The following is a 24,845-nucleotide window of genomic DNA, read 5'->3' on the forward strand; positions in this document are numbered from 1 at the left end:
GCCAGGCAGGCTAGTGGGTTGAGATTTATGTAGTGTTGGGCACGCATTATATGTGCAATCTGAGCAACAAGGAATTCGGATGTGTACTAAATCACATTTTTTTCCTTTTGCTTTCACTTTATCCCTTCAGCATCAAGGCGCGATCTTATTGCAGACTTATGGCATAATAAGCGGTTCGTCACATATTTCTTTCTCTTTCAGGATACGCCAGTGTTAGTTTCCAGCAACGTCACCATGCAGTTCGGCAGTAAGCCGCTGTTTGAAAATATTTCCGTCAAATTTGGCGGCGGCAACCGTTACGGCCTGATTGGCGCGAACGGTAGCGGTAAATCCACTTTTATGAAAATTCTCGGCGGCGACCTCGAACCGACGCTGGGCAACGTTTCCCTCGATCCGAACGAGCGTATTGGTAAGCTGCGTCAGGATCAGTTCGCCTTTGAAGAGTTCACCGTGCTTGACACCGTGATCATGGGTCACGGTGAACTGTGGGAAGTAAAGCAGGAGCGCGATCGCATTTACGCCCTGGCCGAAATGAGCGAAGAAGACGGCTATAAAGTTGCTGACCTTGAAGTTCAGTATGGCGAAATGGACGGCTACTCTGCGGAAGCGCGTGCGGGTGAACTGCTGCTGGGCGTAGGTATTCCGGTAGAACAGCATTACGGCCCGATGAGCGAAGTCGCCCCCGGCTGGAAGCTGCGTGTGCTTCTGGCACAGGCGCTGTTCTCTAACCCGGACATTCTGCTGCTCGACGAACCAACGAACAACCTGGATATCGACACCATCCGCTGGCTGGAACAGACGCTGAACGAGCGTGACAGCACCATGATCATCATTTCGCACGACCGTCACTTCCTGAACATGGTCTGTACGCACATGGCGGATCTGGACTACGGCGAACTGCGTGTTTATCCGGGTAACTACGACGAATATATGACGGCGGCAACCCAGGCGCGTGAACGTCTGCTGGCCGATAACGCCAAGAAGAAAGCGCAGATTGCCGATCTGCAATCCTTCGTCAGCCGCTTTAGCGCCAACGCATCTAAATCTCGTCAGGCGACTTCTCGTGCGCGTCAGATTGATAAGATCAAGCTTGACGAAGTGAAGGCGTCCAGCCGTCAGAACCCGTTCATCCGCTTCGAACAGGATAAGAAACTGTTCCGTAACGCGCTGGAAGTGGAAGCGCTGACGAAAGGGTTTGATGAAGGTCCGTTGTTTAAAAACTTTAACCTGCTGCTGGAAGTCGGTGAGAAAATTGCCATTCTGGGTGCCAACGGGGTGGGTAAATCAACCATGCTGAAAACGCTGGTCGGCGAATTACAGCCGGATAACGGTACTGTGAAATGGTCTGAAAACGCCCTGGTTGGTTACTACGCGCAGGATCACGAGTACGAATTCGAAAACGATCTGACGGTCTTCGAGTGGATGAGTCAGTGGAAACAGGAAGGCGATGATGAGCAGGTAGTACGTAGCTTCCTTGGTCGCTTGCTGTTCAGTCAGGACGATATCAAGAAACCTGCTAAAGTGCTGTCCGGTGGTGAAAAAGGACGCATGCTGTTCGGTAAGCTGATGATGCAGAAACCGAATATACTGGTAATGGATGAACCGACCAACCACCTGGATATGGAATCTATCGAGTCGCTGAACATGGCGCTGGAAATGTACCAGGGCACGCTGATCTTCGTTTCTCACGACCGTGAGTTCGTCAGTTCGTTGGCAACCCGCGTGATTGAAATTACGCCGGAACGCGTAATCGACTTCACCGGTAACTACGAAGATTACCTGCGTAGCAAGGGCGTCGAATAATTTTCCCGTCGTCTTTCGTGTTACAGGTGTGTTGGCTGCACCTGTACACCCCGGTCACTTACTTGTGTAAGCTTGCGGGGATTTACAGGCTGGCCGCCTTCCTGTAACGCGAAATACTTAGGGAAACTTGTGTAAGTTACAGATTAAATAATCCCCAGCGCACGCTTGCCATGGATATTCAAATCATCCAGCGTGAAGCGTCCTTCCCAGTGAGTTTCATAATCCTCGCGTGGGAAATCACCCGGCGATACGCCTTTTTCCAGCGCGGCCTTCACTTTATGGGCGTAGGCCAGATTCTTTTCGCACATCGGTGCGGCAGGGATGTACATCACGTTGCCCCAACCCTGCTGATTTTCTACCGGCGCGACGGAGTGGATCACATCGCAATGCCACCAGACGGAGTCTCCGGCGTCCAGTTGCGGAATGCTGGTTAACGCTTCAATCAGCAGCGGATGCCATTGCGCAGAAATAGGCAGAACTCTGCCGGGTGCTACGCCGCAAAGTTCATCTTCCGGCACATCGTCAAGCAATGGACGTAACAGTACCCAGGCCATCGCTTCAGGGATAGGGACCACGTGCAACAACCCCTGACCTGGCAGCATATCAGAGAGAGCAGTCCAGCCCTGGAAGGTACGGAATACTGAACATTTGGTGGTGTTATCCACCGTGTACTCTTCTACTTCAGTGCGATGCGCGGCCTGCCACGGGTCGTAATCTTCCAGCTTACCATTGAAAACATTAGCAAAGACCTGCTGATATGCCGGCAGAAGCCAGCGTTCCAGCGCACCGGAATCCGTATGCGCGCCCAGCCCTTTGGACGTCGTTCCCGGTGGACGACGGCGTATGCGGTCGGGGTAGATAACGCTGACATCCGGGTTAAACCATTGCTTATCTTCGCCTGCAAATGTCCAAAGACGGTTGAGAAATGACTGCGCATTTGCCATTTCTTCACTCTGACGGGCCTGCATCTGCGCCTGGGACCAGTAGATGGGGTAGATTTCAGGTCGCGACGCGCTCAGGGTACCAAAGAAATTATCGCCCGGTCCTTGGTAAACGTCGTCAAAATGGTTGCGGTCCAGATAGTCCAGCATTGACCTATCCCAATCGAGGGCTTGTTCGCGAGAGAAATGGCCTTTAATGACCGCGCATCCGCGACGCTTAATTTCTTCACGCTGCTCAGCGCTCACGCGACCTGCCTTGATATCCGCATAGGACAACACAGGCCATACCGGAGAGCCTTGCGCTTTGAGGGCGTTGATTTCCGCCACGCGATTAGCAATGGCCTCGCTCAACTGATTGAAAATCGACTGAACATCTCCAAGCTGTTCACGCAATTGCTTTTTCATCTGCCGGATTGCCGCTTTGTGATCGGTGGGCAACGTGTCGCTGGTAAAAGTAAAAGCCATATCCACCTCGCATTAACTTTCATTCGAAACTCATTTAACTTACAGGTGATAATATAAGTTAAAATTTAGTTAACGCAAGTTTAAAATTTGATGGTGTGAGAAACATGAAAAAGCGTGGAAACCGGGGCAAGGGGATACCCCGGTTGGGCAGGATTAGCAATTAAAAGGGGAAGTGTTATCCAGCACCGCCTGAATCACGTTCAGCGCGCCCTGATGGTTATTGTCGTCGGTCTGATAGCGGGCAATCGATTTGATACTCTCTGCCGCGTTGGCCATAGCGAAAGAGTAGCGCGCCATTTTCAGCATTTCTGCGTCGTTGCCGCTATCGCCAATGGCGACCACGTTTTGCGGGGACAGGTTCCAGCGCTTTAGCAGACGGCTGATTCCGTTGGCTTTATGTAAGCCTGGAATGATCAGGTCGATAAACCCAAAGCCGCTGGTGACGGGCTTCATTATACCGTCAAGGGCAGAATGAAGGTGATCGATCACTAATGGGATTTGTTGGTCCGGTAAATTCAGCGAGAACTTGAACAGCACATCATCGATGTCCTGATAATCCTTCACGGGTTTCAGGCGATGGTAGTGTTTTGACATCAATGCGACAAAGGACTCGGGGGCATTTTCGCTAACGTAGGCGCTTTGCAGGCCGCAAGCCACAAAGTTGAGATGCGTATCTTTGAGCAGTTCGCCAATGACAATGCGGGATTCGTGGCGGGTCAGCTCACCGTGAAACAGCTGTTTGCCATGTTCAAAGACTAACGCCCCGTTCTCGGCAACAAAAGAGATCTCATCTTTGAGTTCCGGGAAAAAGGAGATCAGTTGGTAATACTGATTGCCGCTGGCCACGACAAATTCAATATCTCGTTTTTTCAGTTCCTGATACTGCGCCATAAAACGTGCAAGATCGTATTTTTTGGCGTCGTCGAGAAAAGTTCCGTCCATATCGGTGACGATAACTTTGATGGTCATACTTGCTCCTGGCTCATAACTGCGACCAGAAACATTTTAATAACAATGTGAGCTAAAGCACAAATTTATTTCATTCGAAAGAAGAATGCCCGGCAAGCGAAATGCCGCCGGGTAAGGGGGATTACAGCATATGTTCAGTACGTGCGATGATATCGTCCTGCGCATCTGGAGACAGCGCGGTGAAGAAGGCCGAATAACCTGCTACACGGACCACCAGGTCACGATACTGATCCGGGTGCTTTTTGGCTTCCAGCAGCGTTTCACGGGAGACAATGTTGTACTGAATATGCCAGCCTTTGTGCTCTTCAAAGAAGGTACGCAGCAGGATCATCAGCTTTTGCTTATCGGATTCATTCTCCAGCGTGGCCGGGTTCAGCTTCTGGTTTAACAACACGCCGCCGAGGATTGAACCGGTCGGCAGTTTACCCACCGAGCCAATTACCGCTGTTGGGCCGAGATGGTCCGTTCCGGAAGCCGGGCTTGCGCCTTCTGCCAGCGGAGTGTGCGCCTTACGACCATCCGGTGTGGCCATCGTTGCCGCGCCAAACGGTACGTTTGCGGAGATCGATGAGGTACCCGCGTAGTAATTGCCGCCAACCGGGCCACGTCCGTAACGTGGATTATGATACTGTTTCAACTCATTGATATAGGTCTGATAAGCGCGGGCCAGCAGCGTATCAACGCTATCGTCATCGTTGCCGTATTTCGGTGCGCCGTTAATTAGCCGCTGGCGTAATTGTTCGTGGGTCAGACCGTCAAAATCGTCGGCCAGCGCGGCGGCCAGCTGTTGCTGACCGATAGCGCCTTGTTCAAAGACCAGTTTCTTCACCGCAGCCAGGCTGTTGCCGAGGTTGGCAATACCCACCTGCAAACCCGATACCCAGTCGTATTTCGCACCGCCTTGCTTAATGCTTTTCGCGCGTTCAATACAGTCATCTACCAGCGCAGAGCACAGAATATCGTGTACGTTCTCTTCCAGCATGGTGTCGACGACATACTCAATTTCGATAGATTTACGCGTGTAGTAGCGAATCTGCGCATCCCAGGCGTCCATCACTTCGTCGAAATTGTTGAAGTTACCAGCCGAGAGCGCTTTTTCCTGTGGCAGAAATACTTTACCGCTGGTGGCATCGCGACCACCTTCCAGCGCTGCCAGCATCACGCGGGCAAAGTTAATAAAGCTCATACCGGTACAGCGGTAGCCCCATTTGCCGCCAACGGCGGTTTCGATGCAACCAATGGCCGCATAGTCATAGGCGTCCTGCGGTTCAATGCCAAGCTTAATGAATTCAGGTATGACGATTTCGTCGTTATTAAAGGCAGGCATCCCGAAGCCGCAGCGGATCACCTGTACACAGGCATCCAGGAAATCATTACTCATCCCTGCATGATAACGCACGCTCAGGTTTGGCTGAGTAGAACGCAGGCGGCCGCAGGATTCCAGAATGGCGTAGGAGAGCGGATTGACGGCATCCATTGCCTGACCGTTAACCAGGTTTTGGCCACCAATGGTCACGTTCTGATACAGCGGGCTACCCGCCGAGGCTTTCGAATGGGAGCCGGAGCGGATTTTGTTCACTTCCAGCAGTTTCAGCCAGCAGCTGTGTAGCAGCTCAATGGCGAGCTCACGATCGAGGCTCTGGTTCAGTTCTACGTCACGACGGTAGAACGGATAGAGGTACTGATCCATGCGACCAAACGACACCGAGTGACCATTCGATTCAATTTGCAGGATCAACTGGATGAAATAGCACAACTGTAGCGCCTGCCAGAACGTTTTTGGCGGCTCATGGGCGATCACATCGCAGTTGTCCGCCATGGTCAACAGTTCATCACGACGACTGGCGCGAGTTTCCGTGGCCGCCATTTTACGTGCCAGCGCGGCAAAGCGCTCAATGTGCAGACTGACGGCCTCCAGCACGATATCAATCGCTTTCAGAAACTGATCGCCATGAAGGTCTTCCAGACATGTCAGATTGATGCGGGAACGACGTTCATCAACTTTGTGGCGCAGGCCGTCGAGACCTTTTTCCAGCAGCAGCGGGAAGTTTACCGCCAGGTGTGCATCACCAGAGGTCATGTTACCTTCGGCTTTGATAATGCCGGTTTCCAGCAGCCCTTTCTGCTCGTCCGTAAACATCCCGTAGCAGCGATCCTGCACGGTCTGACCACGCCACCATGGACACACCTCGTGCAACACGCGTTTGTTCTCTTCGCTTACCGCAAAGCCCGCGCCCGGCCTGTCGGCGAGGTCATCGATCTCTTTTTCAATCCACGACACGGTGTATTCCGGGAAGATTGGCGCGGCACGCACTTCGCTTGCCTGGTTACCAATGATCAGTTCGTCATGCTTTATCCAGATGGTGCGTTCCGCCAGATGATGGGCCAGCGCCAGCGCGCGGCGAACCGGGATAGGTTTATCCAGATGCTGTTGATACATCTCGGTATAGTGCTGGGAGCGCTCGGTACAAACCGGCGGCTTCACGATGTGGATCAGGGCCGTTTTATGCGCTTTGATACGGTCGCTGAGTGTGTCCAGTTTCAGAGTGGTCATGGCGATTATCCTCGTAGGGTCGCGGTTAAACCTTTAAGGCTGGCGTACTGCTGGGCAAATTCGAGCAGCGCAGGCGCATCAAGCGGTTTATCCGGTGCGTTGTAGGGTTGACTGAGTAAGTGGTATTTGTTGATGCCCAGCGTGTGGTAGGGCAAAAAATGGATCTCATCGACGTGAAGCTCGTCGGCAGCAAAATCGGTAATGGCCTGAATAGCGGCTTCGTCAGCGTTGAACCCCTGAATCAGGGGGACGCGGATAACCATTTTTTTACCGGCGGCGGCCAGTTTTTTCAGATTTTCCAGTACGCGAGAGGCGCTGCCATCGGTCCACTGTTTAAACGGCGCGTCGGCGACATGTTTTAAATCGGCCAGGAACAGGTCGACGTCAGGTAATGACGGTTCAATATACTTCCACGGGACATGCAGACAGGTTTCAACCGCTGTATGAATACCTGCATCGTGGCTGGCTTTGAGCAGCGCTGCCGCCAGTTCTGGCTGCATAAAGGGTTCACCGCCAGACAGGGTGAGACCCCCGCCGCTGCGATCGTAAAACGGTTTATCACGCACTACGGTCGCCATGATGTCGTCCACGCTTTTTTCCTCTCCGCAGACGGTCAGCGCCTGGGTTGGACAGCAGTGGGTCAGCGCCGTGAGCGCATCATCGGTCAGTTTTTCGCGATGAATCAGCAATCCACTCAGCGCGCGTTCAATCACCTTCGGTGCGGCCTGAGCACAGAGATCGCAACCGTCGAGGCACAAACGCGCGTCATAGAGCAGATCCTGCGTGCGGGCGCGGCTTTCCGGATTCTGGCACCACCGACAGCCCAGAGAGCATCCCTTAAGGAACACCACGGTACGGATACCGGGACCATCATGTGTGGAATAGCGCTGGATATTGAAAATCATAAGCGGCCTCTCATCTTTCGTATAAAGATTAAATTACTTTCGAATGAAAGTTATATTGACGTACGTCAACTAACCGTGAGGTTTCGCCGTGCTACCTTTTATTCATGCTAATTATTCGTTTGAGGAAAGGTTATGGAACTCTATTTAGATACGTCTGACGTTGACGCGGTAAAAGCTCTGGCGCGGGTTTTTCCGCTGGCAGGGGTGACCACTAACCCAAGCATTGTGGCGGCAGGTAAGCAGACGCTGGACGTGTTACTGCCGCAACTGCAGGAAGCGATGGGAGGGGAAGGACGCTTGTTTGCTCAGGTAATGGCGACCACCGCCGAAGGCATGGTCAGCGATGCGCGTAAGCTGCGGGCAATCATTGCGGATATCGTGGTCAAAGTGCCGGTCACGGCAGAAGGTCTGACGGCCATTAAATTGCTGAAAGAAGAAGGGATCCCGACGTTGGGTACCGCGGTATACGGCGCTGCTCAAGGGCTATTAGCTGCGCTTGCGGGGGCCGAATACGTTGCGCCATACGTTAACCGTGTGGATGCGCAGGGGGGGGACGGCATTCAGACGGTGACCGATCTGCAGACCTTACTGAAAATGCATGCCCCGCACACCAAAGTACTGGCCGCCAGTTTTAAAACGCCGCGTCAGGCGCTGGATTGCCTGCTGGCAGGCTGCGAGTCCATCACGCTGCCGCTGGATGTCGCTCAGCAGATGATTAGCTCTCCGGCCGTTGATGCTGCCGTAGCGAAGTTCGAGCACGACTGGCAGAGCGCATTTGGACGCACTTCTCTGTAAGTCTGTTTTGCCGGATGGCGGCTGACACCTTATCCGGCCTACACAATGCGCTGTTGTAGGCCTGATTGGAGGCATTAGCATCGCCCTCTGGCAATAGTGTGGTGCCGACGATTTCTATGCTAACTCCCGCAGACCTCACAGGTGGGATTGCGCATCAGCTTCATTTCGCGAAACTGGCAGGTCATGGCGTCGTACATGACGATTTTTCCTGAAGCCGGTTTACCGTAGTTAGTCAGTAGCTTAATGGCTTCCATCGCCTGTAACGAGCCGATCACGCCGATCAGCGGGGCCATCACTCCGGCCTCTACGCAGGTCAGGGCGTTTTCACCGAACAGACGGCTCAGGCAACGGTAGCAGGGCTCTCCTTCCTGGTAGGTAAATACGGTAATTTGTCCTTCCATGCGAATTGCCGCACCGGAAACCAGCGGAATCCTGGCGGCGAAGCATCCGGCATTCAACTGATTGCGGATGCTGACATTATCCGTACAGTCCAGCACCAAATCGTGTTCGGTAATAAGCGTGTGAATCTCGCTCTCGTCCAGCAGGGCATTCACCGGCGTAATGGCGATATAAGGGTTAATCCGCGCCAGTGCGTCGCGGGCGGATAACACTTTTGGCTGTCCAACGGTAGCATCGCTGTGCAGCGTCTGGCGCTGGAGGTTCGACACGGAGACCGTGTCAAAGTCGAGCAAGGTTAAATGCCCGACGCCAGCGCCTGCAAGGTACTGAGTTGCTGCGCATCCCAGTCCCCCCACACCAACGACCAGTACCCGCGCCTCCTTGAGCGCTTCCTGACCTTCGAAATCGAAGCCGCGCAGAATGATTTGCCGGTTATAGCGCATCATCTCCTGGTCGCTGAGTTCTGCCATTACAGGCCTCCAAACAGTGCGTTAAACGGCTCGACCTCAACCCATTCGCCGGCTTCGACGTTACCGCGATCGCGCTCCAGCACGATAAAACAGTTACCCTGGCTAAAAGAGCTAAAAATATGCGAGCCCTGGTGCCCGGTAGTGGTGACTTCCAGTTCGCCTTCAGCGGTACGCTGCAATACGCCGCGCTGAAAATCCAGACGGCCAGGTGTTTTCTTCAGGCGTGAGGCGGTGCGCACGCGCTGGCGAGGCGGTAGTCCACAGGCGGTGTTGCCGCTGAGTTTCGCCAGGAGCGGTTGTACCAGTTGATAGAAGGTGAGGGCCGCAGACACTGGATTACCCGGCAGACCGCAAAACCAGCTGTTGCTCAGTTTGCCAAACGCGAACGGTTTGCCCGGTTTGATGGCCAGCTTCCAGAAGGCAATTTCTCCCAGCTCTTCCAGAATAGTTTTAGTGTAATCCGCTTCGCCTACTGAAACGCCGCCGGAACTGATGACGACATCGGCCTGGCTGTCGGCTTCGATAAACGCGGCACGCAGCGCGTTGGGATCGTCGCGAATAATCCCCAGGTTGATCACTTCGCAGCCCAACTGTTGCAGCATCAGGTGAACGGTCAGACGGTTAGTGTCATAAATCTGCCCGTCTCCCAGCGGCTGACCTGGCAACTGCAGTTCATCACCGGTGGAGAACAGCGCCACGCGGACTTTGCGCACTACGGGAGCATCGGCAACACCGAGCGAAGCCAGAACGGGAAGCTCGCCGGTTGTCAGCCGAGTCCCGGCGGGAAACACCACCGCGCCGTTTGCAATATCTTCACCGCGCAGACGAATATTTTGCCCGCGGCGGACTTCGGCGGTAAAACGCACCCCGTCGTCAGTTTGTTCCGTTTGCTCCTGCATCACCACCGCTTCACAACCAGCTGGCACCGGGGCGCCGGTCATAATTCGGATGCAGGTTCCCGCAGGCCACTCGCCATGGAAAGGCTGACCGGCAAAGGCTTTACCCGCCACCGCAAGCGGCTGATCAGATTGTAAATCGGCTAATCGTACCGCATAGCCATCCATTGCTGAGTTATCGAATCCCGGTACATCAATGGGGGAGACAACGTCGGTAGCCAGAATACGGCCAAAGCATTGAACCAGCGGCAGCGTTTCGACGGCGGTGAGCGGGGTAATACGCGAAAGCATCTGAGAGAGAGCCGTTTCAAGCGGCATCAGTCCGGCGGTAAATTCCATGAGAAGACTCCTGCGGGGCAAAATCGAATCTGCTCATTATGTCAGAAAATGGACGCGGGCAGTATGCTACCTCAGGCTTAGAATCAGATCTGGTAAAGGTTTTGTGCCAGGGATAGCGCTGCAAGAAGAATGCAGTATAGACTCAATATTTCCGCTCATTTTTCCCTGGGGCTAAATGGCTAATATTATTCCAGACGCAATTCGACGACAGGTGGAGGCCGCCAGTGCGTGCATCCGCCAGATTTTCGCGGGGAATCTCATTGCCCTTCATTTGTATGGCTCTGCGGTTGAAGGCGGCTTAAAACCCCAAAGCGACATTGATTTATTGGTCACCCTGCGTGAACCAATAAATGCCCGACAAAGAAAAAAACTGATGCAGGATTTGCTGACCATTTCAGCGCCTCCCGGCACCTCCGGGCCATATCGTGCGTTGGAAGTGACCGTTGTTCTGCACTCGCAGATCGTGCCGTGGCGATTCCCACCGGCGAGAGAAATGCAGTTTGGCGAATGGTTGCGTGATGATATTCGCGCTGGCGTGTTTGAACCGGCAATGGTGGATCCTGATCTTTCTATTCTGCTAACCCAGGCCCGGCGCGCCAGCGTACCGCTGTTCGGTGAACCTGCTGAGACGTTATTTAACGTCATTCCGTTTAGCGATGTATTGCAAACATTTCGGCATATCCTTGAGATGTGGCAGAAACCGGCTGATTTAGAGGGGGACGAGCGTAATATCATCCTTGCTCTGGCACGTATCTGGTATAGCGTGGTTACGGGTAATATTGTCGCTAAAGATGAGGCCGCATCCTGGCTTCTGCCGCAATTACCCGCTGAGCATGCTGATTTGCTGCAAGCGGCGCGTGCGGAATATCTGGGGTTAACCAAACATAACTGGGCAGCGTGTATGCCGTCTGTAGAACGCTTTGTGTTTTATGCAAAAAAACAGATTACCGATCGGCTTGAATAATTTAGCAACAACGTCGAGAGATCTCCTTTCCGTTAAACACATCTGAATGACCTGATGAGACGGGGGGTGAGGTGCGGGCCTTTACCTTTACATGACGTCTGCATCTTTCTATATTCAAAAATCGAATCAATAAGTCACCGAAATTCTGATATTTATAACCCCCCGGTACCCGCCACCTAATGGACGAATAAAATGGGTAAAGCAGTCATTGCAATTCACGGCGGCGCAGGGGCTATCACCCGCGCGTTACTGAGCCAGGAGCAAGAATTGCGTTATATACAAGCGCTGTCGGATATCGTTGAAACCGGCCAACGGATGCTTGAAGACGGTCGTAGCGCACTGGATGTGGTCACCGAAGCCGTGCGTTTGTTGGAAGAGTGTCCGTTGTTTAATGCCGGAATTGGCGCGGTGTATACCCGTGATGAAACCCATGAACTGGACGCCTGTGTGATGGACGGTAATACGCTAAACGCGGGAGCCGTCGCCGGGGTTAGCCATCTGCGCAACCCGATTCTCGCGGCACGCCTGGTGATGGAACACAGCCCCCACGTCATGATGATAGGTGAAGGGGCTGAAAACTTTGCCATTGCGCAGGGGATGGAGCGCGTTTCGGCGGATATTTTCTCGACGCCAGAACGCTACGCTCAACTGCTGGCAGCGCAATCGGCGGGTGAAACGGTGCTGGATCATAGCGCGACCCCGCTGGATGAAAACAACAAAATGGGTACTGTGGGTGCGGTCGCGCTGGATATGTTTGGCAATCTGGCGGCGGCAACATCGACCGGCGGGATGACCAACAAATTACCGGGGCGGGTAGGTGACAGTCCGCTGGTCGGCGTAGGCTGTTATGCCAATAACGCAAGTGTGGCCGTTTCCTGCTCCGGAACCGGTGAAGTCTTTATTCGTGCGCTGGCGGCGTATGACATTGCGGCGTTGATGGACTATGGCGGCCTGAGTTTATCGGAGGCGTGCGAACGCGTAGTAATGGAAAAATTACCGGCGCTCGGCGGTAGCGGCGGTTTAATTGCCGTCGATCACGAGGGCAACGTCGCCTTGCCGTTTAACAGCGAAGGCATGTACCGTGCCTGGGGATATGCAGGCGATACGCCAACCACCGGTATTTATCGGGAAAAAGGAGATACCGTTGCCACACAGTGATGAGCTTGACGCCAGCGACGTGCTGGCAGTCAGCAACCTGAACATTGCCTTTGAGCAGGAGCAGCAGCGCATCAGTGCGGTGCGTAATCTGTCATTTCGTCTGAAGCGTGGTGAAACGCTGGCGATAGTGGGCGAATCCGGTTCAGGAAAGTCGGTAACAGCCTTGTCGCTAATGCGTTTGATTGAACAGTCAGGCGGCGAGGTGAGCTGCGATGAAATGCTCCTTCGACGCCGTAACCGACAGGTTATTGAGCTGGGTGAACAGAGCGCGTCGCGGATGCGTCACGTGCGTGGCGCGGATATCGCCATGATCTTCCAGGAGCCCATGACATCGCTTAATCCGGTATTTACCGTGGGTGAGCAGATTGCTGAGTCAATCCGTTTGCATCAGGGGGCCAGCCACGAAGAGGCGATGGTGGAAGCGAAACGGATGCTCGACCAGGTGCGTATCCCCGAGGCGAAGGCTATTTTATCGCGCTATCCGCACCAGCTTTCTGGCGGCATGCGCCAGCGGGTAATGATCGCCATGGCGCTATCGTGTCGCCCTGCGGTTTTAATTGCCGATGAACCGACCACCGCGCTGGATGTCACTATTCAGGCACAGATCCTGCAACTGATAAAAGTGTTGCAGCAGGATATGTCGATGGGAGTGATCTTTATTACCCACGATATGGGCGTCGTGGCGGATATTGCCGATCGCGTGCTGGTGATGTATCAGGGCGAGGCGGTAGAAACCGGCAGCGTTGAGCAGATTTTTCACGCTCCCCAGCATCCTTACACCAAAGCGCTGCTGGCAGCCGTGCCGCAGCTTGGGGCGATGACCGGACAAGCGTACCCGCGCCGGTTTCCTCTCATTTCGTTACACGATCCCAGTCATGTAGAACCACAGACTGAACAGGATACCGTGGTTGAAGGCGAGCCTATTTTGCAGGTACGTAATCTGGTGACGCGTTTTCCGCTGCGCAGCGGCATTCTTAATCGGGTGACCCGCGAGGTGCATGCGGTGGAAAACGTTAGCTTTGACCTGTGGCCCGGAGAGACGCTCTCGCTGGTGGGGGAGTCGGGCTGTGGGAAATCCACCACCGGTCGGGCGCTGCTACGTCTGGTCGAGTCTCAGCGCGGGGAGATTGTTTTCAACGGACAGCGTATCGATACCCTGGCCGCCAGTAAGCTACAGCCGCTGCGTCGGGATATTCAATTTATCTTCCAGGACCCCTATGCTTCGCTCGATCCGCGTCAAACCGTGGGATATTCCATTTTAGAACCGCTGCGGGTGCATGGGCTACTGCAAGGCGATGCGGCGGCAAAACGGGTTGCATGGCTGCTGGAACGCGTAGGATTGCTCCCTGAGCATGCCTGGCGCTATCCGCATGAGTTTTCCGGTGGTCAGCGTCAGCGTATCTGTATTGCTCGGGCGCTGGCGCTCAATCCCAAGGTGATTATTGCCGATGAGTCAGTCTCGGCGCTGGATGTCTCAATTCGCGGGCAAATTATCAACCTGTTGCTCGACCTCCAGCGAGAAATGGGGATTGCGTACCTGTTTATTTCCCACGATATGGCGGTGGTGGAGCGGATCAGTCATCGGGTGGCGGTGATGTACCTTGGGCAAATCGTCGAGATCGGCACCCGACGCGCGGTGTTTGAAAATCCGCAGCATCCGTACACCCGCAAACTGATGGCGGCAGTCCCGGTCGCCGATCCCTCACATCACCGGCCCCAGCGCGTGCTGCTGTCGGATGATATCCCCAGTAATATCCGCAAACGCGGTGAAGAGATTTCCCCCGTTTCACTCCAGCAAGTTGGCCCGGGGCATTATGTTGCGCGACCGCAACCAGAAAATGCGCTTTCGCGTTTATAACAGGCAGGCAGGGTTTAAGGAGAATAACATGACAAAAATTGTTGCTCGAAAATGGCTGGTTGCTTTGGGAGTAGCCTCTGCGCTGGCCGCCACACCTGGCTGGGCTGCCAAAGATGTAGTAGTGGCGGTAGGATCCAATTTCACCACCCTCGATCCCTACGACGCAAACGACACGTTGTCGCAGGCGGTAGCGAAGTCGTTTTACCAGGGGCTGTTTGGCCTTGATAAAGAGATGAAGCTGAAAAATGTGCTGGCGGAGAGTTATACGGTTTCTGATGATGGCCTGACTTATACCCTTAAGCTGCGACAGGGCGTGAAGTTTCAGGACGGCACCGACTTCAACGCCGATGCGGTTAAAGCTAACCTCGATCGGGCCAGCAACCCGGAAAACCATCTGAAACGCTACAACCTGTATAAGAATATCGATAAAACCGAGGTCGTCGATCCGTCGACGGTGAAGATAACGCTGAAGCAGCCGTTCTCTGCATTTATCAATATTCTGGCGCACCCGGCTACGGCGATGATCTCTCCCGCCGCGCTGGAGAAATACGGCAAGGAGATCGGTTTCCATCCCGTGGGGACCGGGCCGTATCAGCTTGAGACCTGGAATCAGACGGATTTTGTAAAGGTTAAGAAGTTCGCGGGTTACTGGCAGCAAGGGCTGCCAAAGCTGGATACGATTACCTGGCGTCCGGTGACCGACAACAACACGCGTGCGGCAATGCTGCAGACCGGGGAAGCGCAGTTTGCCTTCCCGATCCCTTACGAGCAGGCGGCGCTACTGGCGAAGAATAAAAACCTGGAACTGGTGGCCAGTCCGTCTATTATGCAGCGTTACATCAGCATGAACGTCACGCAAAAACCGTTCGATAACCCGAAGGTGCGTGAAGCGCTGAATTATGCCATCAACCGTCAGGCGCTGGTGAAAGTGGCGTTTGCCGGTTACGCGACGCCAGCAACCGGCGTTCTCCCTCCGTCGATCGCCTATGCGCAAAGCTATACGCCATGGCCATACGACCCGGCAAAAGCGCGCGAACTGCTGAAAGAAGCGGGTTATCCGAACGGTTTTACCACCACGCTATGGTCTTCTCATAACCATAGTACCGCGCAGAAAGTGCTGCAATTTACCCAGCAGCAACTGGCGCAGGTGGGCGTTAAGGCTCAGGTGACGGCGATGGATGCCGGTCAGCGCGCGGCGCAAGTCGAAGGTAAAGCGCAGAAAGAGAGCGGGGTACGCATGTTCTACACCGGCTGGTCTGCCTCTACGGGTGAAGCAGACTGGGCGCTGTCACCGCTGTTTGCATCTCAAAACTGGCCGCCAACGCTGTTTAATACGGCGTTCTACAGCAATAAGCAGGTGGACAGTGATTTAGCAGCAGCGTTGCAAACCAACGATCCGGCCCAGAAAGCGAAGCTGTACAAGGATGCGCAGGATATTATCTGGAAAGAGTCGCCGTGGATCCCACTGGTAGTGGAACAACTGATTTCGGCGCACAACACCAGATTGACCGGGTTCTGGATCATGCCGGATACCGGATTTAGCTTTGATGATGCGGATTTAAAATAAGCAATTCATCCGGCCCAGCCACACAGGGGCCGGCGAAGGGAGTGTGATGCTTAACTATGTTTTCAAGCGCCTGCTGGGGTTGATTCCAACTCTGTTGATTGTAGCGGTGCTGGTATTTTTATTTGTTCACCTGCTACCCGGCGATCCGGCCCGGCTGATTGCCGGACCGGAGGCTGATGCTGAGGTGATCGAACTGGTGCGCCAGCAGTTGGGTCTGGATCAGCCGCTGCATATTCAGTTCTGGCATTACATTACTAACGTGTTGCAAGGCGATTTTGGAACCTCAATGGTTTCTCGTCGCCCGGTCTCCGAAGAGATAGCCAGTCGTTTTATGCCATCGCTATGGCTGACCATTGCCAGCATGGCGTGGGCGGTGTTATTCGGCATGACGGCAGGGATTATTGCTGCTGTATGGCGCAATCGTTGGCCGGACAGATTGAGTATGACGCTCGCCGTCACCGGGATCTCTTTCCCGGCGTTTGCGCTCGGCATGCTGCTCATGCAGATATTCTCCGTTGAGCTTGGCTGGTTGCCCACCGTTGGAGCTGATACCTGGCGGCACTATATCCTCCCGTCTATTACCCTGGGTGCGGCGGTGGCTGCGGTGTTAGCCCGGTTTACCCGCGCTTCGTTTGTCGATGTGCTCAGTGAAGACTATATGCGTACCGCGCGGGCCAAAGGGGTGAGTGAAACCTGGGTGGTGTTAAAACATGGTTTGCGCAATGCGATGATCCCGGTGGTCACCATGATGGGGCTACAGTTTGGCTTTTTGCTTGGCGGCTCGATTGTGGTTGAGAAGGTGTTTAACTGGCCAGGGCTTGGGCGGCTGTTGGTGGACTCAGTCGAAATGCGCGACTACCCGGTGATTCAGGCCGAGGTGCTGTTGTTTTCTCTGGAGTTTATTCTTATTAACTTAGTGGTGGATGTGCTCTATGCCGCCATTAATCCGGCTATCAGGTACAAGTAAGGATGCGATTTTTTAACTGGCGCCGACAGGCGATTTTAAATGCGATGCCCCTTGTTAAGCCTGAGCAGATACGCACGCCGTGGCATGAATTCTGGCGTCGTTTCCGTCGCCAGCGCATGGCGATGTTAGCGGGGTTATTTGTCGTGCTGCTGATAATGGTGGCGATTTTTGCTCGCTGGTTAACGCCATTTGATGCCGAGAATTACTTCGATTATGACCGTCTGAATGACGGACCGTCGATGCTGCACTGGTTCGGCGTTGACTCGCTGGGGCGGGATATTTTTAGCCGCGTGCTGGTGGGGGCGCAAATCTCGCTGGCGGCGGGGGTCTTTGCCGTATTTATTGGCGCGGCGATTGGCACCGTGTTGGGTCTGCTGGCGGGATACTACGAAGGCTGGTGGGATCGACTGATTATGCGTATCTGCGATGTGCTGTTTGCCTTTCCGGGTATTTTGCTGGCGATAGCCGTGGTCGCTGTGCTGGGCAGCGGCATTGCAAACGTGATTATTGCCGTGGCCATTTTCTCCATTCCGGCCTTCGCGCGGCTGGTGCGCGCAAATACGCTGGTGCTAAAGCAGCAGACCTTTATTGAATCCGCGCGCAGTATCGGCGCCAGCGATGCGACCATCATCTTCAACCATATCCTGCCGGGTACGGTTTCATCGATCGTGGTCTTTTTTACCATGCGAATTGGCACGTCGATTATCTCTGCCGCGAGCCTGTCATTTCTGGGATTGGGTGCGCAGCCGCCGACCCCGGAGTGGGGGGCAATGCTCAATGAAGCCCGCGCTGATATGGTGATCGCGCCGCACGTGGCGATTTTCCCGGCGGTGGCGATATTCCTGACGGTACTGGCGTTTAACTTACTGGGAGATGGTCTGCGCGACGCGCTGGACCCGAAAATTAAAGGATAAATCACAGGGCCGGATAAGACGTAACGCTTATCCGGCCTACAGTTGGGTTGCGCTTATTTAAACGCGGGTGCCCCACAGATCGTATTCATCAGCGTTTTCGACCTTCACGCGGATGATATCGCCAGGTTTCACCTTGGTTTCGCCATTCAGGTATACCGCGCCGTCGATTTCCGGGGCGTCAGCCATGCTGCGGCCAATCGCGCCTTCTTCGTCAACTTCATCAACGATAACCAGAATTTCGCGGCCCACTTTCTCCTGCAAACGTTCAGCAGAGATTTGCTGTTGCAATTGCATAAAGCGGTTCCAGCGTTCCTCTTTCACCTCTTCCGGGATTTGGTCCGGCAGGTCATTGGCGCCAGCGCCTTCTACCGGGCTGTATTTAAAGCAGCCCACGCGGTCCAGACGCGCTTCCTTCAGGAAGTCGAGCAGCATCTGGAAGTCTTCTTCCGTTTCACCCGGGAAACCGACAATGAAGGTTGAGCGCAGCGTCAGTTCAGGGCAGATTTCACGCCACTGCTTGATGCGTGCCAGTTGTCTGTCCACGGAGCCTGGGCGTTTCATCAGCTTAAGAATACGCGGGCTGGCATGCTGCAGCGGGATGTCCAGATACGGCAGGATTTTCCCTTCCGCCATCAGTGGGATCACGTCATCAACGTGCGGATAGGGATAGACGTAATGCAGACGAGTCCAGATCCCCAGTTTTGATAACTGCTCGCACAGATCAACCATGCTGGTTTTGACCGGCTCGCCGTTATGGAAACCGGTGCGATGCTTCACATCCACGCCGTACGCGGAAGTATCCTGAGAAATGACCAGTATCTCTTTTACGCCCGCATCCACCAGACGTTTGGCTTCGCTGAGGACGTCGCCAATCGGACGGCTCACCAGATCGCCACGCATTGACGGAATAATGCAGAACGTGCAGCGGTGGTTGCAGCCTTCAGAAATTTTCAGATAGGCATAATGACGCGGAGTAAGCTTGACGCCCTGTTCAGGAACCAGGCTCAGGAACGGGTTGTGCTTTGGTTTGGGCACATAGTGGTGAACGTGCTCCAGAACCTGTTCGTAGCTATGCGGCCCGGTGATTTCCAGCACCTTCGGGTGGACTTCACGGATCTGATCGACTTTCGCGCCCAGACAGCCGGTGACGATCACCTTGCCGTTTTCGTTCAGCGCTTCGCCGATTGCTTCCAGCGACTCCTGAACCGCGCTGTCGATAAAGCCACAGGTGTTAACGATAACCATATCCGCGTCGTCGTAGCTTGGCACAACGTCATAGCCTTCGGTACGAAGTTCGGTCAGGATGCGTTCAGAATCGACGAGGTTTTTCGGGCACCCTAATGATATAAATCCAATCTTAGACATTATTTTGTACAATACATTGCTCGGGAAAACTCGGATTATACATCATGCCTAAACTTTACAGCTACATCCGTTGGTCAAGTGACCGACAAGACAAGGGAACGACAAAAGACCGCCAGTTATCGGCAGCGAGGACGTATGCTGAAGAGAAGGGGCTGGAGATGGTAGAAATCATTGAGCCAGGTGTAAGTGCGTTTCGTGGGAAAAACCGCTCTGGAAAGCTGGGAGACTTTATAGATGCTGTAAAGAGTAATGCTATACCTTCTGACTCATGGCTTTATTGCGAAAACCTTGACCGTCTATCCCGTGATCAGGTGGATGAAGCGTTAAGTCTTTTTCTTGAGATGATTAGGCTGGGACTAACAATAGTCACAGGAATGGACAAGAAGGTTTATAACAAGGCATCGATACGGCAAAATCCTACAGACTTGATGTTGTCAATCCTACTGTTTATCCGTGGGAATGAGGAATCAGAAACGAAATCTAAAAGAACTATAGGAAATGTTGTTGCTTTAGTAGAACGACATAATCAAGGCTTGCCAGTAAACATTAAATCCGTGGGTCGTCATCCGTTTTGGATAGATGATTCTGGTTCACAGTACGAAGCAGTTAAAAAGCATCCTATCTATTGGAATATTGCTAGAGAAGCTATTGATATGTTCCTAGATGGTCATGGGGTCTATAGTGTTAAACGGGCTTTAGATGAAAAATACCCAAATGGATTGAAGGGTAAAGAATGGGATTATCAGGTATTACAAAAGATGCGTAATAACCGTGCATTGATCGGTGAGCGTACAATGAAAGTAGGTGGTCAAATCTATAAATTGAAAAACTATTATCCGTTGTTATGCAAAGATGAAACGGAATATTTAGTACTGGCTGAAAAGAAAGAGCAGAATAATTTTAAATCCAAGAAAGAATCAAAAGATAAAATTAAACTGTTATCAGGGTTATCACTACTACGTTGTAGTAAATGTGGTGGTACTATGCATTCTTTTATTAATAAAAAAACACCACGTTACATATGTACGAATGGTACACATAAACAGAAAAGTTGTTCTGGTTGGTCGATTATTGCCTCTTTGGTAGAACACTGCACGATGATTGCTTTACTGATGGGTTATCTAAACAACAGTTGGAAAAATGGTAGTGATACTACATTGATTGATGAAGAGATAAATGCAAAACAATCAATAATCGCTGATTTGGATTCCAAAATATCAAATTTAGCTGCTGCAATTTCAGTTGCACCAAACGTTGTTGAGCTTGCAACAAAGATTCAAGTGTTAAATACAGAACGTGAACAATTACTAATAAACGTAGTTAACTTAAAGGAAAGATCAGTATCATTAAAGAGTAAGGGATCATTTGAAATAGAAATGACCGAGTTTTTAATATTAATTCAGTATGCAGTGTTTACCGATTTGGAAGATGAAGATAGAAATAAAATTAGAAAGATCATATCTTCAATAATTGAATATGTAATAGTGGATAAAACTGATTCATGTATTACCATTCGTATCAAGTGTTATGGCATTGATGAAGTATTAGTATTTGGTGGTGTAAACAGAAAACCTCATTGGGAGTTTGATATTGAACTAGTAAATGATGATCAGGATAGTAATGCTGTTGTAGTTACCGATGAAATCAGAGAAAAAACTAATCAATACTTAGTGGATTTAAGGAAAAGTTATCATAACTTATATGATTCATCAGTTTCTATGTTATCTCAGGTTGGTTATCCAGAAATCAACGGATCACTATTCTGGCCAAATCGGTAATAGTAAAATACTAAGTTAGATTTCTCGTTTGAAAGTGTATTTTGGCATCGTAGGAGCGATTCTACGGAGCTTTTGTATGTGTGAGTGTACAAAGGATAATATTATTACACTGTTCTCCTTTTCTAATAAATAAAGTATGAAAAGGAGAACTAAATGAACTGGATTAAAACAACTCTAATACTACTACTTGGTTGGTTGGTAATGATTACTGGATTGATTGAAGCACTTTATATTGGCTTCATGATCTGGCTCGCAATGTGGCTTATCTGTGAAGTAATAAATACCTTTAAAAATTAGCATGTTACAAAATAGCAAGCCAATTTTTGGGATGAAATGAAAAAAAGTGATATAATATTAGTGTGAAGTGAAGAAGCCCATCCATTTGAACACTCTTTTTAAATCATTCTGATAAATAAGAGTGTAGAAAATTATAATATCTCATCCTAAGATATTATAGCCCCATGTTATTCATGGGGTTATTCTCACTTTAAATTTATGAAAAATCGTGCACAAAAGGAAAATACATGGCAAAGGAAACAAGATCTATAGGAGTACGCATTAATCCACTACAGGAAGAATATCTACAGAAGTTAGTAGACGACGGTAAGGTGAAGAATATGAACCAAGCAATACAGTATGTACTAAACAGTTTTATTATTCTAAACAATGAGTAACGTTTGATACTATCGTAAAAAGTATTATTACCGTACTAACATGGATCGTTAGTACATGTTCAAAAGGATTTGATTATGGACAACAAACAACTAAAACAACGTTATAACAATATAGTGGCTCGTGTAAAAAATAATGAAGCATATAAACATACCACTATTGGCGATTGGGTATCTTTCGAACCATTCAAAGAGTGGATGGAACAAAACTATGTTGAAGGATGGGAAATTGACAAGGATATACTAAGCGGAACTAATAAGTGTTATTCATCTTCTACATGTTTGATGGTTCCACATGAAATAAATGCTCTATTCCGTAGTTCTTCATCTATTCACGGCTATAAGGGTGTGTACTTTGATGACAGATATAATAAGTTTTATGGTCAAATGCGTATCGACGGTAAGACCGTACAGAGAGGATCTAGTGATACCGCAGCGGGTGCACACCAATACTACCTAGAACTACGTAGGGAACGTTTGCAGGAGCTTTTACAACGATATAGTAGTATTAAAAATCAATACGCTTATAAACGCCTTGTAGAAGCATTAAAACCTTACTTATAAACAAAAAGCCCTTAGTACAGGAATACTAAGGGCAGTTAACTATAATATCACAACATACTATAAGGATATTTATCATGGCAGGAAAGAAACAGTTTTATGATAACGCAGATCTAAGATCAATTTTGAAAGGTTACAAGTACATCAACCAATTCACCAATGAAGCAATAGCAATCATAGATGGGGCAATACAAAAAGAATTCGAAGGTTCAACAAGCAGAACTAAGGTAGGTCGTAAAGAAATACTAAATCTAATTATTCAATGCCCAATATTAGGTTATGCGGAAGTAGAGCATAACATCAATACACGCCGTCAGAGTGGCGACGTGATGAAACAGCCACTAAAGAAGACTCAGATATACCAATATAAAAGAATCGCTACACAGGCCGCACAGGAGCTTTTAGAGGCATATAATCATGGTGTAACGATTAAGTATGTTCTTGATGGTGATGCACGACAGATAAACAAATGGGAAAAGGTCAAATTACGTCAAATGCTAAACGATGGAACAAGTTTAGGTACTATCAAAAGCTACATTAACGGCTTATAACCATCTTTCCGACAGTTTGATGGGGGGATTCCTTTGTTGGAAAGATGGTAGTAAAACTAGCCATTTTTAGTACAAATAATAACCAAGAACAGCCATTTTTTCCCGTTTTAGGGGTGTAAAAGGGCATCTTTCCGACTTAATATAATAATCTTATCCATTTGTTGGAAAGATGAATAACATAATATTCCATACGTCATATTATGTTATTCAGGGGTAATAGCTCGTCGCTTTGCTTCCTCACTATTACCCCTTAAAAACAAAATAAGAGTATAACTTGCGTTTTTCTCGTGAGTACTCGAAAGAACGCCCGTTCCTACTCGCTTTCGCTCAGACAATAAAAGTATTAACAAATAATTGATTGGAAGTACCAACTATCAAGAATTACTACTCAATAGATTATTCAAAGTCTCTTGAAGTGGACACGCAGCCCCGCGAAGTGGGAACGGTCACAAAATAAACCGCCGAAAGGCACAACTAGAGGAATTACTATGAGTACATGGGAACAAATACGAAAAGCCAATAAAGCATGTGGGATGAAGCCAAACGGACTTTATAACAAGCCGAAGAAATCCCTCCTTAGTGATACTCCACCAGTAGGGGAGGCACTAAAGGAAGTCATACAGGACTATATATGCGACTATAAACGTACTAAGGGGAAAAGACCTACAACCGCACACCTCAATAATAAATATTCAATAAGAGCAACATCTAATTTTTATAGAGGGCTATGAAAAAGGAATTACAATGAAATACACAGTAATCAACAACAATAAACGAAATTTCAAAGTACAATATGAAGTGGATGGACTAGAGCAACAAGCCCAACTACAAGGCGATACTACGCACTATGGAAGGCTAATAACTGGTAACTCATGGGTACGTATTGCCCGTCACCAGAACGCCACACGTAACGCCTACGGCAAGATTTACGGGGCAGGTGAAGAGATCACACAGCACCATATGACAGAAGAAGAACTATTTCAGAACTCACTGGTAGATCCCTTATCCCACCAAAAGAAGATTGCAGGACTGCTACTGGATGCATTCTATAGTAACAACCAGGAAATGACCGTGGAACTACTGGACACTGTACTAAACCCTAAACCGAAGAAAACAAAAAAGCCCGGCAAGGTACAATAGTTTTAAAAATATTTTTATTATAGGATTCATATCCATTATGTTACCTTAGAAATTAGTGAATAATGTATTTAAATCTCGATTGCTAGCAAAAATGTAGTTTTTTGCATCCGATAAAATTTTTATTTTTTCGGATGTTAAAGGAATCATTCCATTGAAGCCATCATACATCTTTCGTCTTAAATGCTCAAATTCAGACATTTTTAGACCACTCAAGTTCCCTATTAGGTTTTTGATGCATTGAATAATTAATTCAATGACTCTTGTAGTTGCAATACATATTTTTTCAAATTCAGATGTGGGCTTATAACGAAATAATTTTATCACATTGATATCGGTTTGTAATTGTTGAGAGGTTATTTCCAATTCTGTAATAGTGTCAATAAAGTATGTTTGCATTGAATCTAAAACAGAATCTTTTAGATAATGATTATGTCCATTAATTCTAAACTGGAAGTTTACAAGTCTAAAGTCTAGCTCATCAGCGATCATAAATATTTTAGGAAAGTGCTGTGTTATTATTTTCTTTTGTAGGGCGTAGGCATCTTCTCTATACCTATCTTTTTTCCAACGGGAATAAACATAAAAAGCAAAAGCCAAAGTAATTATGCTCGATAACGAGCTAAGCCAGTCAGTAAAACTCCCCCACTCGAATGAAGGACTATTTAAAAATAAAATTTTTATAAAGATAAGAATGCTTATAATTAATAGAAAAAGAACTGCCGTGAGCAAAGCTGTATTCCATTTTTTTATATTCATTTTTATTATCCGAATTATAACGAAGATAGAACCAGATAAGGAGTACTTTCACTTTACCA

The 24,845-nt window shown here is 50.0% G+C and carries 20 protein-coding genes; 12 read left to right on the forward strand and 8 right to left on the reverse strand.

Translation table 11 applies throughout. The annotated features are described in order from the left end of the window. Positions 1–210 precede the first annotated feature (210 nt). Positions 211–1,803 (forward strand): ABC-F family ATPase, encoded by a 1,593-nt coding sequence (locus OGV52_RS05635; RefSeq protein ID WP_016152376.1) that lies wholly within the window; start codon positions 211–213, stop codon positions 1,801–1,803. A gap of 143 nt (positions 1,804–1,946) precedes the next feature. On the opposite strand, the gene OGV52_RS05640 is transcribed toward OGV52_RS05635, so the two are convergent. From OGV52_RS05640 to OGV52_RS05655, 4 genes are all read right to left on the reverse strand, one after another. Then, the gene (locus tag OGV52_RS05640; protein ID WP_287108204.1) at positions 1,947–3,209 is read right to left on the reverse strand and encodes a DUF1479 domain-containing protein; all 1,263 of its coding nucleotides are present in this window, start codon (positions 3,207–3,209) and stop codon (positions 1,947–1,949) included. Positions 3,210–3,362: 153 nt separating this feature from the next. Continuing rightward, positions 3,363–4,178 carry a Cof-type HAD-IIB family hydrolase gene (locus OGV52_RS05645; RefSeq protein WP_065554862.1) on the reverse strand — a complete coding sequence of 272 codons (816 nt, stop codon included), beginning with the start codon at positions 4,176–4,178 and terminating at the stop codon, positions 3,363–3,365. A gap of 121 nt (positions 4,179–4,299) precedes the next feature. After that, positions 4,300–6,732 carry a glycyl radical protein gene (locus OGV52_RS05650; RefSeq protein WP_200079525.1) on the reverse strand — a complete coding sequence of 811 codons (2,433 nt, stop codon included), beginning with the start codon at positions 6,730–6,732 and terminating at the stop codon, positions 4,300–4,302. Positions 6,733–6,737: 5 nt separating this feature from the next. Then, positions 6,738–7,637 (reverse strand): glycyl-radical enzyme activating protein, encoded by a 900-nt coding sequence (locus OGV52_RS05655; protein WP_016152383.1) that lies wholly within the window; start codon positions 7,635–7,637, stop codon positions 6,738–6,740. Between the two features lie 132 nt (positions 7,638–7,769). Here OGV52_RS05655 and fsa point away from each other — a divergent pair, with 132 nt between their 5' ends. Further along, on the forward strand, positions 7,770–8,432 hold the full coding sequence (fsa, locus tag OGV52_RS05660; protein WP_279265130.1) for a fructose-6-phosphate aldolase: 663 nt from the start codon (positions 7,770–7,772) through the stop codon (positions 8,430–8,432). Positions 8,433–8,551: 119 nt separating this feature from the next. Here the strand turns inward: fsa and moeB are convergent, their stop codons facing one another. Together moeB and moeA are read right to left on the reverse strand one after the other, a co-directional pair. After that, positions 8,552–9,301 (reverse strand): molybdopterin-synthase adenylyltransferase MoeB, encoded by a 750-nt coding sequence (moeB, locus tag OGV52_RS05665; RefSeq protein ID WP_279265129.1) that lies wholly within the window; start codon positions 9,299–9,301, stop codon positions 8,552–8,554. Then, positions 9,301–10,536, reverse strand: coding sequence for a molybdopterin molybdotransferase MoeA (gene moeA, locus OGV52_RS05670; RefSeq protein ID WP_115190784.1), 1,236 nt, complete (start codon positions 10,534–10,536; stop codon positions 9,301–9,303). Before moeA ends, moeB begins: the two co-directional genes overlap by 1 nt. Before the next feature lie 175 nt (positions 10,537–10,711). Here moeA and OGV52_RS05675 point away from each other — a divergent pair, with 175 nt between their 5' ends. The 6 genes from OGV52_RS05675 (at position 10,712) to gsiD (ending at position 17,964) form a co-directional block, all read left to right on the forward strand. Further along, the gene (locus tag OGV52_RS05675; protein WP_103766079.1) at positions 10,712–11,500 is read left to right on the forward strand and encodes an aminoglycoside adenylyltransferase family protein; all 789 of its coding nucleotides are present in this window, start codon (positions 10,712–10,714) and stop codon (positions 11,498–11,500) included. A 192-nt stretch (positions 11,501–11,692) separates the two neighbouring features. After that, the gene (gene iaaA, locus OGV52_RS05680) at positions 11,693–12,658 is read left to right on the forward strand and encodes a beta-aspartyl-peptidase (protein WP_287108206.1); all 966 of its coding nucleotides are present in this window, start codon (positions 11,693–11,695) and stop codon (positions 12,656–12,658) included. After that, positions 12,645–14,516: a glutathione ABC transporter ATP-binding protein GsiA gene (gsiA, locus tag OGV52_RS05685; RefSeq protein WP_019076365.1), complete on the forward strand. Its 1,872-nt coding sequence runs from the start codon at positions 12,645–12,647 to the stop codon at positions 14,514–14,516. Before iaaA ends, gsiA begins: the two co-directional genes overlap by 14 nt. 28 nt (positions 14,517–14,544) lie before the next feature. After that, entirely contained in the window at positions 14,545–16,083 is a 1,539-nt protein-coding gene (gene gsiB, locus OGV52_RS05690) for a glutathione ABC transporter substrate-binding protein GsiB (RefSeq protein WP_287108207.1), read from the forward strand. A 46-nt stretch (positions 16,084–16,129) separates the two neighbouring features. Next, positions 16,130–17,050, forward strand: coding sequence for a glutathione ABC transporter permease GsiC (gsiC, locus tag OGV52_RS05695; protein WP_016152391.1), 921 nt, complete (start codon positions 16,130–16,132; stop codon positions 17,048–17,050). 2 nt (positions 17,051–17,052) lie between these two features. After that, positions 17,053–17,964 (forward strand): glutathione ABC transporter permease GsiD, encoded by a 912-nt coding sequence (gene gsiD, locus OGV52_RS05700; protein WP_016156084.1) that lies wholly within the window; start codon positions 17,053–17,055, stop codon positions 17,962–17,964. A 57-nt stretch (positions 17,965–18,021) separates the two neighbouring features. Here the strand turns inward: gsiD and rimO are convergent, their stop codons facing one another. Next, the gene (gene rimO, locus OGV52_RS05705; protein WP_047359420.1) at positions 18,022–19,329 is read right to left on the reverse strand and encodes a 30S ribosomal protein S12 methylthiotransferase RimO; all 1,308 of its coding nucleotides are present in this window, start codon (positions 19,327–19,329) and stop codon (positions 18,022–18,024) included. Between the two features lie 44 nt (positions 19,330–19,373). Between rimO and OGV52_RS05710 the strand changes: the two genes are divergently transcribed. The 4 genes from OGV52_RS05710 (at position 19,374) to OGV52_RS05725 (ending at position 24,030) form a co-directional block, all read left to right on the forward strand. Then, entirely contained in the window at positions 19,374–21,107 is a 1,734-nt protein-coding gene (locus OGV52_RS05710; RefSeq protein WP_089669772.1) for a recombinase family protein, read from the forward strand. Between the two features lie 749 nt (positions 21,108–21,856). Beyond that, complete coding sequence (locus OGV52_RS05715; RefSeq protein ID WP_089669771.1) at positions 21,857–22,342, forward strand: hypothetical protein; 486 nt, start codon at positions 21,857–21,859, stop codon at positions 22,340–22,342. Between the two features lie 74 nt (positions 22,343–22,416). Further along, a complete protein-coding gene (locus tag OGV52_RS05720) occupies positions 22,417–22,890 on the forward strand; it encodes a hypothetical protein (RefSeq protein WP_287108212.1) in 474 nt (157 codons plus the stop codon). 744 nt (positions 22,891–23,634) lie between these two features. Next, the gene (locus OGV52_RS05725) at positions 23,635–24,030 is read left to right on the forward strand and encodes a hypothetical protein (RefSeq protein ID WP_089669765.1); all 396 of its coding nucleotides are present in this window, start codon (positions 23,635–23,637) and stop codon (positions 24,028–24,030) included. 45 nt (positions 24,031–24,075) lie between these two features. On the opposite strand, the gene OGV52_RS05730 is transcribed toward OGV52_RS05725, so the two are convergent. Continuing rightward, complete coding sequence (locus OGV52_RS05730) at positions 24,076–24,786, reverse strand: hypothetical protein (RefSeq protein WP_157903992.1); 711 nt, start codon at positions 24,784–24,786, stop codon at positions 24,076–24,078. Positions 24,787–24,845: the final 59 nt, after the last annotated feature.

The sequence above is a fragment of the Citrobacter sp. Cb041 genome (assembly GCF_030336655.1).
In the GTDB taxonomy this organism is placed as follows: domain Bacteria; phylum Pseudomonadota; class Gammaproteobacteria; order Enterobacterales; family Enterobacteriaceae; genus Citrobacter; species Citrobacter braakii.

Excerpts from the sequence above, each read along its gene's own strand:
- gsiC (WP_016152391.1), top strand. The coding sequence starts at position 16,130 with ATGCTTAACTATGTTTTCAAGCGCCTGCTGGGGTTGATTCCAACTCTG.
- moeA (WP_115190784.1), bottom strand. The coding sequence starts at position 10,536 with ATGGAATTTACCGCCGGACTGATGCCGCTTGAAACGGCTCTCTCTCAG.
- OGV52_RS05640 (WP_287108204.1), bottom strand. The coding sequence starts at position 3,209 with ATGGCTTTTACTTTTACCAGCGACACGTTGCCCACCGATCACAAAGCG.
- OGV52_RS05715 (WP_089669771.1), top strand. The coding sequence starts at position 21,857 with ATGGACAACAAACAACTAAAACAACGTTATAACAATATAGTGGCTCGT.
- OGV52_RS05720 (WP_287108212.1), top strand. The coding sequence starts at position 22,417 with ATGGCAGGAAAGAAACAGTTTTATGATAACGCAGATCTAAGATCAATT.
- moeB (WP_279265129.1), bottom strand. The coding sequence starts at position 9,301 with ATGGCAGAACTCAGCGACCAGGAGATGATGCGCTATAACCGGCAAATC.
- OGV52_RS05725 (WP_089669765.1), top strand. The coding sequence starts at position 23,635 with ATGAAATACACAGTAATCAACAACAATAAACGAAATTTCAAAGTACAA.
- OGV52_RS05655 (WP_016152383.1), bottom strand. The coding sequence starts at position 7,637 with ATGATTTTCAATATCCAGCGCTATTCCACACATGATGGTCCCGGTATC.
- gsiB (WP_287108207.1), top strand. The coding sequence starts at position 14,545 with ATGACAAAAATTGTTGCTCGAAAATGGCTGGTTGCTTTGGGAGTAGCC.
- OGV52_RS05710 (WP_089669772.1), top strand. The coding sequence starts at position 19,374 with ATGCCTAAACTTTACAGCTACATCCGTTGGTCAAGTGACCGACAAGAC.
- iaaA (WP_287108206.1), top strand. The coding sequence starts at position 11,693 with ATGGGTAAAGCAGTCATTGCAATTCACGGCGGCGCAGGGGCTATCACC.
- OGV52_RS05645 (WP_065554862.1), bottom strand. The coding sequence starts at position 4,178 with ATGACCATCAAAGTTATCGTCACCGATATGGACGGAACTTTTCTCGAC.
- fsa (WP_279265130.1), top strand. The coding sequence starts at position 7,770 with ATGGAACTCTATTTAGATACGTCTGACGTTGACGCGGTAAAAGCTCTG.
- rimO (WP_047359420.1), bottom strand. The coding sequence starts at position 19,329 with ATGTCTAAGATTGGATTTATATCATTAGGGTGCCCGAAAAACCTCGTC.
- OGV52_RS05730 (WP_157903992.1), bottom strand. The coding sequence starts at position 24,786 with ATGAATATAAAAAAATGGAATACAGCTTTGCTCACGGCAGTTCTTTTT.
- gsiD (WP_016156084.1), top strand. The coding sequence starts at position 17,053 with ATGCGATTTTTTAACTGGCGCCGACAGGCGATTTTAAATGCGATGCCC.
- OGV52_RS05675 (WP_103766079.1), top strand. The coding sequence starts at position 10,712 with ATGGCTAATATTATTCCAGACGCAATTCGACGACAGGTGGAGGCCGCC.
- OGV52_RS05650 (WP_200079525.1), bottom strand. The coding sequence starts at position 6,732 with ATGACCACTCTGAAACTGGACACACTCAGCGACCGTATCAAAGCGCAT.